The following is an 11,335-nucleotide window of genomic DNA, read 5'->3' on the forward strand; positions in this document are numbered from 1 at the left end:
CGCCCCGCCCGAGCCGACCCCCGGCGCCGCCGACAACTGGCTCCGCGCGGCCCTGCTGGCCTCCACCGGTGACGGTCACTAGGTCGCGGCGCCGCGACCGACTCGCGCTAGGGCCGCGTCCACACCGCCACGCGGTCGACCCGCATCGGGTGCCCCGGTTCCGTCGCAGGCGTCGGTGTCGTACGGCCCGCGACGCCGTTCGGGAAGCCGCCGCCCATCGCCACGTTCAGCAGGATGAAGTACCCCTGGTGGGAGGTCATGTCGGCCCACGTCTTCGCCGAGAACCGGTCCTGGCGCAGAGTGTGGAACTGCTGGCCGTCGACGTACCAGCGCAACTGGTTCGGGGTCACCGACCTGTCCCACTCGAAGCGGTACGTGTGGAACGCCGACTGGCAGCTCGCCCCCGGGCAGGGGCGACTCGCGCCAAGGCCCTGGGTCTCGTTGCAGTCGCCGCCCGGGTTCACACCGCAGTGCAGCACGCCCCAGACCGCGTTGATGCCGTTCACGTTCTCCATGACGTCGAACTCGCCGATGGAGGGCCAGTTCTGGTAGTTGCCGCGGTAGGGCGAGCCGAGCGCCCAGAACGCGGGCCAGTAGCCGAGCGCCTTGTCGCCGGTGACGTTCGGCATCTGGATGCGGGCCTCGATCGCCAGCGTGCCGCCCGGGGGAGCCTTGAAGTCGGCGCGCCTCGTCTCGATCCGCGCGGATGTCCACTTGCCCGAGGCGTTCCGGCGCGGGGTGATCCGCAGATTGCCCGCTCCGTCGGTACTCAGGTTGTCGGGGGAGTTCGTGTACTCCTGGATCTCGCCGGTGCCCCAGTTGGGGGGACCGCCCGGGTAGTTGTGGCCGAGGTCGACCTGCCACTTGTCGGCGGAGGGCGCGGCACCGGCGGGCCCGTTGAAGTCGTCGCTCCACTTCAGCGTCCAGCCGGGACCGCGCGCCGGCACGTCACCGCGCGCCGTGCCGGGCACCATCAGCGCCCCGAGCAGGCCGACGGCGGCCAGTGCGGCCAGCAGCGGGGTGGCGTGCCGGGTGGCGTGCCGGGCGGTGGTTGCGGGGGTCGTGCTCATCGGGCACCTCCGTGGGGGATGGGAGTGTGACGGTGAGAGCGCTCTCAGAGTGGTGCTGCTGGTTTTGTAGTTGTGGCCGGGCGGCGCGTCAATGGCCGCGGTGCGTCAACTTCCCGAAGACGACGGTCCGCCACGGTGCCTGCACGTACCCAACTAGCCCCCGCAGTACGGTAGATGAGTGAACGCCACAGAAAACCCGAGCCCCACCGGAGTGAGCGCGGACTTCTGGTTCGACCCGGTCTGCCCCTACACGTGGATCACCTCGCGCTGGCTGCGCGAGGTGGAGCGGGTGCGGGGCATCACCGTGCGGTGGCGGGTGATGAGCCTGGCGGTCCTGAACGAGGGCCTGGACGTCGACCCGGAGGACCCGGAGGGGCTGTACGGGGAGTACATGAGGGCGCACGGGCGGGTGTGCGCCGCGGTGGGCGAGCGGCACGGGAACGCGGCTCTCGGGCGGTACTTCGACGCACTCGGGGCGCGCCTCCACGAGCGCCAGGACTGGTCGGGCATGACGGCCGCGCTCGCCGAGGCGGGGCTCCCCGCGGAGCTGGAGGCCGTGGCGATGACCACGGAGTACGACCCCGTGGTGCGGGCCTCGCACGAGGCGGCCATGGCACTGGTGGGCGAGGACGTCGGCACGCCGGTACTGGCGGTGGAGGGAGCGGGGGCACTGTTCGGCCCGGTCGTCTCACCGGCCCCCAGGGGCGAGGCGGCCGGGCGGCTGTGGGACGGGGTGGTGCTGATGGCCGGGGTGAAGAGCTTCCATGAGCTCAAGCGGCCTTACGGGGCGGTGGACTTCGGCTGATGATCCATGCGCGCGAGACGCCGTACACCGCCGCGCCCATTGCTCGGCCTACGCCGGCCGCTGCCTACGCTGGCCGCTGCCGACGCAGCCCGACCACGCATGCGGTGATCTCGCTGCGCTTCCGGCACTGCCAGCACTGTCGCAGTGTCGCTCTTCGGGCCCAGGTCAGCGGTCTGCCGACCATTCGCCGAGCGGAGTAGCGGGCTGCGGGGCAGTGGCCTGCGGTGGCTGGACGGGTCTGAGTGACGGTTGTTTTGTACCGGGATGGACGGCGTATCCTGCGGCGAGTGACCGCCCTCGATGCAGCGAACGAAGTTCCGGAGAATGCCCTCGACAGGGATCTTGCGGCGGTCACCCATGCCTTCGACCTCGGCGAGATCACCGAGGCGCCGCAGTATCTGGCGGACGGACTGATGAACCGGAACTGGCGCATCAGTACCAGCCGGGGCTGCTTCGCGGTGAAGCAGATCATCGATGTGCCGCCGGGGACCGTCCGACGCAATTTGGGGACGCTGTCAGCGCTGGCCACGGACGGCATCCCGGTGTGCACTCCGCTGGTCAACACCAGCGGGGACACGGTGGCCGAGATCGACGGCCGCGGTTACTGCGTGATCGAGTGGGTGGACGGCGCCCACGTACGTGGCAGTGACCTCCCCCTGGACCAGGTGGCCCTGCTGGGCGAACAGCTCGCCCGCATCCACCGGGCTCTGGCTGAGAACGCCCCCGCGCCGGTCCCCGCCGTCCCTCCTGTGGCAGAGGTCACCGGTGCGGCGAAGGCAGTGGCGGCGGCAGACCGCTATCTGGCCACCGTCACCGCCCTGGATGACCCCACCGCGTTCGACCGTTCCGTTGCCGAGGCGATGGAAGCGCGCAAACAGCTGCTGGGGAAGTACGGCGACCTCCATCCGCTGGGTGAAGTGCCGGCGGGTCCGTACGGCTGGACGCACGGAGACTTCCAGTACCGCAACATTTTGTGGCGTCAGGGACATGTGGCCGCCGTCCTGGACTGGGACCGCCTGCGCGTGCGCCCGTACGCCGAAGAGGTCACGCGGACCGCCCAGGTGCAGTTCGGCGTCGAGGGCCGCTTCGACCTGGAGCGGGTGAGCGCCTTTGTCTCCGGCTACCGCAGAGTGATCGATCTGTCTGCCGAGGACCTGGCGGACGGGGTGCGGCGGCTGTGGTGGAAGCGGATGACCGATTTCTGGCAGCTGTGCTTCCACTACAAGCGCGGCGATGACAGCTTCGATGATCTGTTCCTGGACGACGAGGCCCTGCTGCACTGGTGGACGGGCCGCCTGGACGAGGTCCAGGTAGCTATGACGGGATGACGCCGGCCGCCTGGAGCTCGGGCAGGCATGGCCGGGTGAAACGGGCGGCGTGCTCGCGGGCCCGCTTACCCATCTCCGAATCCGGTGCGGCCTCGATGGCGGCCGCCCACGCCGTCGCACCGGCATCCCCGGACAGGAGGAGTCCTCCGCCGCCGATCGCTTCGGGGATCCCGCCACGGTCGGTGCCCAGGCTCGCCAGGCCATGCAGTCCGGCCTCGATGACGACGCGGGGAAAGGCGTCCCCGACCGTGGAGGGCACCAGCAGCAGCCGGTGGCCGGTGTAGAGGGGGGTCATGTCGTAGGTGCGGGACACATAGGAGACGTTCGGATACGCGGCGAAGTCGCCGGAGGTGTCCCACCAGCCTTCGACCAACGTGAATCGCTGGGCGGGCATGTGCTCGATGATCTGGTGGAGCAGGGCGGCGCCCTGTCGCAACGACGCCGGGATGACGCTGGAGGACGCGGCCACCGCCATGGGGTGGACGGTCCCGAAGCTCTCCAAGATTGAGAACGCCAAGCAGCAAATCCAGCCCAAAGCGGTGACCGACCTCCTCAAGGCGTACGGTGTCAGCGAGGCGGACGTGTTCACCGCGTTGGAGAACCTGGCCCGGGATGCGGGTAAAAAGGGCTGGTGGCAGACGTACAGCGGGGTCGTCACCCCCGCGTACGCGGATTACATTTCGCTGGAGAGCGACGCCGAACGGATCTGCGAGTGGACCCCGATGCTCATTCCGGGGCTGCTGCAAACCGCCGCGTACGCCCGCGAGACCATTGCCGCCAACGCGCTGACCCGCACCCCCGAGGAAGTCGCGGCGCTGGTTGAAGTCCGTCAAGCTCGCCAGGCCGTGCTGTCCAGGCCCGAGAACCCCCTGGAGATCTGGGCGGTCATCCACGAGGGCGTGCTCCATCAGCGCTTCGCGGTCCGTCCGGCGACCATGCGGGAACAACTGCGCAGACTCCTGGACGTCGCGGAGATGCCCAACATCACCATCCAGGTCATGCCACTGAACGCGACCCCGCACCCAGGCACCGGCGGCGGCTTCACCGTGGTGAACTTCCCCGGCCCCACCCCTGATGTCGTGCTCGTTGAGAGCCTGATGGGGAACACCTACGTCGAAGGCGTCGGGGCGGTGAAGACGTTCGCCGGGGCCTTCGAGAGAATCGTCGCCGCCGCGATGTCGGTGGATGACTCCCTGGCACTGATCAAAGAGATGGAAGAAGGCAGAAGCACGTGACCCATACCAAGGCGGAGCTCTACGCGTACGACCTCTCCGCCGCCACCTGGCGCAAGGCGTCCGCCAGTGGCGGAGAAGGCAACTGCGTCGAGGTCACCGATCTCCCGGGCGGCGGCAAGGCCGTCCGGGACTCCAAGCGGCCCGACCTGGAGCCGATGCGCTACACCGCATCCGAGTGGTCCGCCTTCCGCGAAGGCGTGATCGCCGGAGAACTCTGACCGTGCCCTGCGAACGACGGCCGTCACCCACACTTACCTCCCGGTGCGTACCTGACTAAATAGTCGGTACTTGTGGGGAGTTGGGGGCCCGCCGAGCATGGGGATCATGACTGAGCGCAACGCCCTCGATCCCCTCCCCACCGTCACCGTCCTCGGCCTCGGCTCCATGGGGCAGGCCCTCGCCGGGGCTTTTCTGGAAGCGGGGCATCCCACCACCGTCTGGAACCGCTCGCCCGGCAAGGGCGATGAGCTGGTCACCCGTGGGGCCTCCCTCGCCGCCACGCCGGCCGACGCCGTCCGCGCCGGGGAGGTCGTCGTCGTATGCGTGCTCGACTATGACGCCGTGCGGACGATCCTCGATCAGGTGACCGCCGCCGACCTCGCCGGGCGGGTCCTGGTGAACCTCACCTCCGACACCCCGGAGCGCGCCCGCGAGGCCGCCGCGCGCGCCGCCGAGTTGGGTGTCGACTATCTGGACGGGGCCGTCATGGTGCCGGTGCCGATGATCGGGACGCCGGACGCGCTGGTCTTCCACAGTGGTTCGCGGTCCGCCTACGAGAAGTACGAGGCGACCCTCAAGGCGCTCGGCGGGCAGAGCGCCTACGTCGGCGAGGACCACGGTCTCGCCGCCGTCTTCGACCTCTCCGTCCTGGACTTCTTCTGGACCGCGATGCACGGCCTGGTCCACGGTTTCGCCCTCGCCGCCCGGGACGGTGTGCAGGCCGCCGCCCTCGTCCCCTTCCTGAAGGCCAACGTGGCGCTCGTGGCGAGCTCCGTCGAGCACACCGCCGCCGACATCGACGCGGGCACCTACCCCGGCGTCATGGACAACCTCGCCATGGAGGCCGAGGGTATCGAGCACATCGTCCACGCGGCCGAGCACCGCGGCCTGGACGCCACCGCGCTGCGCGGCGTCCTCGCGGCGGCCCGCAGGGCGGTCGACCTCGGGCACGGCGCCGACACCTGGACGGCGACGATCGAGGGCATCCGCAAGCCGGCCTGACCCCCGCCGGGAAAAGCCCCTGGCCTTGACGCCCACGTCAACGATTACCGTCGAGGCATGCGAATCGGCGAGCTCGCGGCGCGCGCGGGGACGACCACGCGGACGCTGCGCTACTACGAGTCCCGCGGGCTGCTGCCCGCGCGGCGCACCGGCAACGGCTACCGCACGTACGACGAGGACGACGTACGGCTCCTGGAGCAGATCAGGACCCTTCAGGACTTCGGGTTCGACCTGGAGGAGACGCGGCCCTTCGTGGAGTGTCTGCGCTCCGGTCACCCGGAGGGCGACTCGTGCCCCGCGTCGCTCGCCGTGTACCGCCGCAAGCTCACCGAACTCGACGCGCTGATCGGCGAGTTGAACGCGGTCCGCGCGCACGTCGGTGCGCAGTTGACGCGCGCCGAGGCGGTGCTTCCGAGCGGCCCGGAGCCGCGGTGCGAACTGACGGGATGAGGAGTGTGGGCAGGTGAAGGCAGCAGGCGTCGCCGAGGTGACGGACGCGGATTTCGAGGGGGAGGTGCTGCGGGAGCCGGACCGTCCGGTGCTCGTGGAGTTCACGGCGGACTGGTGCGGGCCATGCCGGCAGCTGGCGCCGGTCCTGAGCGAGCTGGCCCGCGAGGAGGCGGACCGGCTGAAGATCGTGCAGCTGGACGTGGACCGCAGCCCGGCGACCGCGATCGCGTACCAGGTGCTCTCCGCGCCGACCATGATCGTGTTCAGGGGCGGTGAGCCGGTGAAGCAGATGGTGGGCGCCCGGGCCAAGCGCAAGCTCCTCGCGGAACTGGCCGACGTGCTCTGACGCGGGGCGCGTGACGCAACGGGCACAGAGCAGAGAAATGCCCCGGACGAATTGACGTCCGGGGCATTTCTCTGCGTATATTGGATTCTTTCGCGAGGCCTCGCCTATAGGCGCATCCATAAGACATGGCGGCAGCTCTGCGAAAAGCTTTATACGAGCACTGTAACTGGCAAGGGGCTGAATTGTCAACCGAGGAATTGCGGGAAGAGCAGCAATTCGTCTCCGGGCTGTACGCGCGTCTGGACGCGCTGCGCGAGGAGGCCGAAGCCGCCGTGCAGACGTCGTTGTCGCAGGTGGGCAACGGTCTCCAGGCGCGCCTGGAGCGCGATGTGATGGTGGCGGAGCAGTCCGGTCTGCTCGCCGCCTTCGACGCGGGGGAGAACGGCCTCTGCTTCGGCAGGCTCGAATTCCGCGACGGCCGCGATCACCACATCGGACGCATCGGAATCCGCGCGTCCGATGACCGGCGCACCCCGCTGGTGATCGACTGGCGCGCCGATGTCGCGCGCCCCTTCTATCTCGCGACGGGCCATACGCCGATGGGTCTGCGGCGGCGCAGGCACATCACCACCAAGGGCCGCGAGGTCACCGCCCTGCACGACGAGATCCTCGACCTCGGCGACACGACCCGCACCGGACACGAGGCCGCCGACGCCGACGAGGTGCTGCTCGCCGCGCTCGACTCGGCGCGCACCGGCCGCATGCACGACATCGTGCGGACCATCCAGGCCGAGCAGGACCGCATCATCCGCGCCCCGCACCGGGGCGTCCTCGTCGTCGAGGGCGGCCCCGGCACCGGCAAGACGGTCGTGGCCCTGCACCGCGCGGCCTTCCTGCTCTACGCGCACCGGGAACTGCTCGCCAAGCGGGCCGTGCTGATCGTCGGCCCGAACCCGGCGTTCCTCGGCTACATCGGCGAGGTCCTGCCCGCGCTCGGCGAGACCGGCGTCCTGCTCTCGACCGTCGGCGAGCTGTTCCCCGGCGTGCGCGCGACCGGCACCGATAGCCCGGAGGCGGCCGAGGTGAAGGGCCGCGCCGAGATGGCCGACGTGCTCGCCAGGGCGGTCCGCGACCGCCAGCGCATCCCCGAGCCGGGCGAGCCGCTCGTCATCCCGCATGACGACGGCGATCTGATCCTGGACTGGACGATCGCCTATGAGGCGCGGGACGCGGCCCGCGAGGCGGACGTGCCGCACAACCTGGGCCGCCCCTACTTCGCGTTCCGGATCATCGACGCGCTCACCGGGCAGCTCGCCGAGCGCATCGGCCACGACCCGTACGGCGGCCCCAACTTCCTGGGCCCCGACGACATCGCCCAGCTCGGCAAGGCCATCGCCGCCAGCCCCGAAGTCCACGCGGCCATCGAGGAGTTGTGGCCGACGCTGACCCCGCAGGGCTTCGTCACCGACTTCCTGGAGGAGCCGACCGGTCTCGACGAGCAGGACGCCAAGGCGATCCGCAGGCCGCGCGGCGCGCCCTGGACGGCTGCCGACATCCCGCTGCTCGACGAGGCGGCCGAACTGCTCGGGCACGACGACAGCGCCGAGCGGGCCGCGGCCGAGGCAGAGCGCGCCAAGCAGATCGCGTACGCGCAGGGCGTCCTGGACGTGTCGCGGGCCTCGCGGACGCACGAGTTCGAGGACAAGGACGAGGACGACGCCGAGGTCCTGCTCGCGCACAACATCATCGACGCCGAGCGGATGGCCGAGCGGCAGGAGGAGGCCGACCACCGCAGCGCCGCCGAGCGCGCGGCCGCCGACCGCACCTGGGCGTTCGGGCACATCATCGTCGACGAGGCGCAGGAGCTGTCCGCGATGGCCTGGCGGCTGCTCATGCGGCGCTGCCCGACCCGCTCCATGACGCTCGTCGGCGACCCCGCGCAGACCGCGGAGGCCGGCGGCTGCGGCTCGTGGGAGAACATCCTGCGGCCGTACGTCGAGGACCGCTGGGAGTACACCCGGCTCGGCGTCAACTACCGCACGCCCGTGGAGATCATGGACGTGGCGGCCGAGGTGCCGCGCGCCGCCGGGAACCCCGACTTCCGGCCGCCCAGCTCGGTGCGGTCCACGGGCGTACGTCCCTGGGCGCGCCGCGCCGACGACCTCGCCGCCGCCGTGACCGACGCGGTGGCGGCCGAGGCCCGTGAGGAGGGCCGCCTCGCCGTGATCGCCCCGCGCGACCTGCACGCGGGGCTCGCCGCCCGGCTCCCCGGCGTGGCGGCCGGGCAGGCCCCGGACCTGACGCGGCCGGTCGTGCTGATCGACCCGCGGCAGGCCAAGGGCCTGGAGTTCGACACGGTCCTGGTCGTCGAGCCGGCGCGCTACGGCACGAGCGACCTGTACGTGGCCCTGACCCGCGCCACCCAGCGGCTCGGCATCCTGTACACCGAGGAGCTTCCCCCGGCGCTCAAGCAGGCCGAGCGCGCCGAGCAGGCCTAGCAGGCGGAGGTCACGCCGGGCGCAGCCATACCGTGGCCAGCGGAGGCAGGGTCAGCCGCAGGGACGCGGGACGGCCGTGGGACGCCACCGGCTCCGGTTTGAGCGGGTCGGGGTTGGTGACGTCGCCGCCGCCGTAGCGGGCCTCGTCCGTGTTCAGGACCTCCTGCCAGGCGGCGAACTCGTCCGGCACGCCCAGGCGGTAGGCGTGCCGCACGACCGGTGAGAAGTGGGAGACGGCGAGCAGCGGGGTCCCGCCCCCGCCCTCGTCCGGATAGCGCAGGAAGGCGAAGACGTTGTCCTCGGCGGCGTCTCCCTCCACCCAGGCGAAACCGCCGGGGTCCGTGTCGCGCTCCCACAGGGCGCCCTCGCGCCGGTAGACGGTGTTCAGGTCGCGGACCAGGTCCCGTACGCCCCGGTGATCGGCCTCCGCGCCGTACGCCGGGTCGAGCAGCCACCAATCCGGGCCGTGACCCTCCGCCCACTCGGCGCCCTGCGCGAACTCCTGCCCCATGAAGAGGAGTTGCTTGCCGGGGTGGGCCCACATGAAGCCCAGGTAGGCACGGTGGGTGGCGCGCTGCTGCCACCAGTCGCCGGGCATCTTGGAGACCAACGACCGTTTGCCGTGGACGACTTCGTCGTGGGAGATGGGGAGGACGTAGTTCTCGCTGTACGCGTACACCATCGAGAACGTCATCTCGTGGTGGTGGTGCTTGCGGTGCACGGGCTCCTTGGAGACGTAGTCGAGGGAGTCGTGCATCCAGCCCATGTTCCACTTCAGGCCGAAGCCGAGCCCGCCGAAGCCGCCCGGGCCCTCGTGGTGGGTGGCACGGGTCACGCCGTCCCAGGCCGTGGACTCCTCGGCGATGGTGACGACGCCGGGGCAGCGCCGGTAGACCGTGGCGTTCATCTCCTGGAGGAAGGCGACGGCGTCGAGGTTCTCGCGGCCGCCGTGCGCGTTCGGCGTCCACTGGCCGTGCTCGCGGGAGTAGTCGAGGTAGAGCATCGAGGCGACCGCGTCGACGCGCAGACCGTCGATGTGGAACTCCTCGCACCAGTAAGTGGCGTTGGCGACGAGGAAGTTACGTACTTCCTTGCGGCCGTAGTCGAACTCCAGGGTGCCCCAGTCGGGGTGCGCCGCACGGGCCGGGTCCTCGTGCTCGTACAGGGGCCGCCCGTCGAACTCGGCGAGCGCCCAGTCGTCGCGCGGGAAGTGCGCGGGCACCCAGTCCATCAGAACGCCGATCCCGGCCCGGTGCAGCGCGTCCACGAGGTACTTGAAGTCGTCGGGGGTGCCGAGGCGGGCGGTCGGCGCGTAGAAACCGGTGACCTGGTAGCCCCAGGAGCCGCCGAAGGGGTGCTCGGCCACCGGCATCAGCTCCACGTGCGTGAAGCCCAGGTCGGCGACGTAGGCGGGCAGCTGCTCGGCGAGCTGGCGGTACGTCAGACCGGGTCGCCAGGACGCCAGATGCACCTCGTATACCGAAAACGGCGCCTCGTGGGCGGGGCGTTCGGCGCGCCGGGCCAGCCATGCCTCGTCGTGCCACTCGTGGTGCGATTCGTGTACGACGGAGGAGTTCGCGGGCGGGGTCTCCGTGCGGCGGGCCAGCGGGTCGGCGCGCAGCGTCTTCGAACCGTCGGCCCGGGTGATCTCGAACTTGTACAGCTCGCCCTCGCCGACCGAGGGGGCGAACAGCTCCCAGACGCCGGTGCCGCCGAGCGAGCGCATCGGGAAGCCGGTGCCGTCCCAGAAGTTGAAGCCGCCGACGACCCGGACGCCCCGGGCGTTCGGCGCCCACACCGTGAAGCGGGTGCCGGTCGCGCCCTGGTGGACCATCGGCCGGGCGCCCAGCGCGTCCCACAGCCGCTCGTGCCGGCCCTCGCCGATCAGATGCAGGTCGAAGTCGCCGAGCGAGGGCAGGAAGCGGTACGCGTCGTGGATCTCCAGCTCCGCGTCCTCGTACGTGACGTGGAGCCGGTAGCCCTCGGGCGCGGCCTCCAGGGGCAGCACCACAGAGAAGAACCCGTCGCCGTCGTCGCGCAGTTCGGCGCGCAGGTCCTCGGCGACGACGGCCACCGCCTTGGCGTAGGGCCGCAGCGCCCGGAACGCCATGCCGCCGGTGACGGGATGGGCCCCGAGCACGCCGTGCGGGTCGTGGTGGGTGCCCGCCAGGAGGCGGACGCGGTCCTCCTCGGGGACGGGCGACGCGGCGACGGCCACGGGGCGCGGCTCGGGGGGCGTCTTCGCGGCCGCCTTCCGCGGGGCACGCGGGGTCCGCTGAGCCTGTGGGGTCCTCGGGGACTTCGCGGATTTCGCCGCCTTGGCCGCCTTGGTCGCTTTCGCTGTGCGCTGAGCCGGTGCCGGTGCCGGTGCCGGTGCCGGTGCTGGTGCCGGTGCCTTCCGCTGAGCCGGTGCCTTCCGCTCGGCGGGATCCGGTTCCGGTG

At 71.0% G+C, this 11,335-nt stretch carries 10 protein-coding genes and 1 pseudogene; 8 read left to right on the forward strand and 3 right to left on the reverse strand.

Annotated features, from left to right (window positions below; translation table 11 throughout):
* Positions 1-113 precede the first annotated feature (113 nt).
* Positions 114-1,070: pseudogene (locus GKQ77_RS18480) on the reverse strand (glycoside hydrolase family 16 protein); the annotation flags it as partial.
* Between the two features lie 178 nt (positions 1,071-1,248).
* Between GKQ77_RS18480 and GKQ77_RS18485 the strand changes: the two are divergent.
* Positions 1,249-1,875 carry a mycothiol-dependent nitroreductase Rv2466c family protein gene (locus GKQ77_RS18485; RefSeq protein ID WP_219689959.1) on the forward strand — a complete coding sequence of 209 codons (627 nt, stop codon included), beginning with the start codon at positions 1,249-1,251 and terminating at the stop codon, positions 1,873-1,875.
* Positions 1,876-2,162: 287 nt separating this feature from the next.
* The gene (locus GKQ77_RS18490) at positions 2,163-3,203 is read left to right on the forward strand and encodes a phosphotransferase (protein ID WP_308117709.1); all 1,041 of its coding nucleotides are present in this window, start codon (positions 2,163-2,165) and stop codon (positions 3,201-3,203) included.
* On the opposite strand, the gene GKQ77_RS18495 is transcribed toward GKQ77_RS18490, so the two are convergent.
* On the reverse strand, positions 3,190-3,678 hold the full coding sequence (locus GKQ77_RS18495; protein WP_219689962.1) for a glycosyltransferase: 489 nt from the start codon (positions 3,676-3,678) through the stop codon (positions 3,190-3,192). The two genes, GKQ77_RS18490 and GKQ77_RS18495, sit on opposite strands and share 14 nt — an antisense overlap.
* Between GKQ77_RS18495 and GKQ77_RS18500 the strand changes: the two genes are divergently transcribed.
* The 6 genes from GKQ77_RS18500 (at position 3,650) to GKQ77_RS18525 (ending at position 8,893) form a co-directional block, all read left to right on the forward strand.
* Positions 3,650-4,438 carry a helix-turn-helix domain-containing protein gene (locus GKQ77_RS18500; RefSeq protein WP_258021525.1) on the forward strand — a complete coding sequence of 263 codons (789 nt, stop codon included), beginning with the start codon at positions 3,650-3,652 and terminating at the stop codon, positions 4,436-4,438. The two genes, GKQ77_RS18495 and GKQ77_RS18500, sit on opposite strands and share 29 nt — an antisense overlap.
* Positions 4,435-4,656 carry a DUF397 domain-containing protein gene (locus GKQ77_RS18505; RefSeq protein ID WP_219689967.1) on the forward strand — a complete coding sequence of 74 codons (222 nt, stop codon included), beginning with the start codon at positions 4,435-4,437 and terminating at the stop codon, positions 4,654-4,656. Before GKQ77_RS18500 ends, GKQ77_RS18505 begins: the two co-directional genes overlap by 4 nt.
* A gap of 106 nt (positions 4,657-4,762) precedes the next feature.
* Positions 4,763-5,659 carry an NAD(P)-dependent oxidoreductase gene (locus GKQ77_RS18510; protein WP_258021526.1) on the forward strand — a complete coding sequence of 299 codons (897 nt, stop codon included), beginning with the start codon at positions 4,763-4,765 and terminating at the stop codon, positions 5,657-5,659.
* A 57-nt stretch (positions 5,660-5,716) separates the two neighbouring features.
* Positions 5,717-6,109 carry a MerR family transcriptional regulator gene (locus tag GKQ77_RS18515; RefSeq protein ID WP_219689970.1) on the forward strand — a complete coding sequence of 131 codons (393 nt, stop codon included), beginning with the start codon at positions 5,717-5,719 and terminating at the stop codon, positions 6,107-6,109.
* A gap of 13 nt (positions 6,110-6,122) precedes the next feature.
* The gene (gene trxA / locus GKQ77_RS18520; protein ID WP_219689972.1) at positions 6,123-6,455 is read left to right on the forward strand and encodes a thioredoxin; all 333 of its coding nucleotides are present in this window, start codon (positions 6,123-6,125) and stop codon (positions 6,453-6,455) included.
* Between the two features lie 182 nt (positions 6,456-6,637).
* Complete coding sequence (locus GKQ77_RS18525) at positions 6,638-8,893, forward strand: HelD family protein (RefSeq protein ID WP_219689975.1); 2,256 nt, start codon at positions 6,638-6,640, stop codon at positions 8,891-8,893.
* Between the two features lie 10 nt (positions 8,894-8,903).
* On the opposite strand, the gene glgB is transcribed toward GKQ77_RS18525, so the two are convergent.
* Positions 8,904-11,335, reverse strand: a 2,432-nt coding sequence (glgB, locus tag GKQ77_RS18530) for a 1,4-alpha-glucan branching enzyme (protein ID WP_258021527.1), incomplete at its 5' end; no start/stop codon positions are given.

This window comes from Streptomyces anatolicus, assembly GCF_019400875.1.
GTDB lineage: Bacteria > Actinomycetota > Actinomycetes > Streptomycetales > Streptomycetaceae > Streptomyces > Streptomyces anatolicus.

What these genes read in the sequence shown, in the direction of transcription:
- GKQ77_RS18495 (WP_219689962.1), bottom strand. Translation starts at nt 3,678, where the DNA reads ATGGCGGTGGCCGCGTCCTCCAGCGTCATCCCGGCGTCGTTGCGACAG.
- GKQ77_RS18510 (WP_258021526.1), top strand. Translation starts at nt 4,763, where the DNA reads ATGACTGAGCGCAACGCCCTCGATCCCCTCCCCACCGTCACCGTCCTC.
- GKQ77_RS18500 (WP_258021525.1), top strand. Translation starts at nt 3,650, where the DNA reads ATGACGCTGGAGGACGCGGCCACCGCCATGGGGTGGACGGTCCCGAAG.
- GKQ77_RS18515 (WP_219689970.1), top strand. Translation starts at nt 5,717, where the DNA reads ATGCGAATCGGCGAGCTCGCGGCGCGCGCGGGGACGACCACGCGGACG.